This window comes from Bacillus sp. NTK071 (assembly GCF_017303315.1).
In the GTDB taxonomy this organism is placed as follows: domain Bacteria; phylum Bacillota; class Bacilli; order Bacillales; family Guptibacillaceae; genus Guptibacillus.
The window spans coordinates 1-264 of record NZ_JAFKOI010000102.1 but is presented as its reverse complement, the minus strand read 5'-3'; the positions used below and the strand labels follow the sequence as shown (position 1 = coordinate 264).

1 pseudogene is annotated in these 264 nt (G+C 61.0%); it reads right to left on the bottom strand.

Annotation, left to right across the window (positions count from 1 at the left end):
* Positions 1-264 (bottom strand): annotated as a pseudogene (locus JI666_RS22180) (long-chain fatty acid--CoA ligase); the annotation flags it as partial.

Sequence of the window (264 nt, the reverse complement as noted above, 5' to 3'; positions counted from 1 at the left end):
TAGGCAATGTTGTTGCGCTCGGCCCAGTTACCCACGGCGTTCAGGTCGATATTGATGAAGGCCACGCAGCGGTCGCGCCCGTTGCCGAACACCACGGCCTCAAGGATGTTGGGATAGAACTTGAGCTTGTTCTCGACATATTTGGGCGCGAACATCCGGCCATCGGCCATCTTGCCCACATCCTTGGCGCGGTCGATGATCCGCAGATGGCCGGTATCGGGCTCGAAGAAGCCCGCATCGCCGGTGGCGACCCAGCCTTCGGCA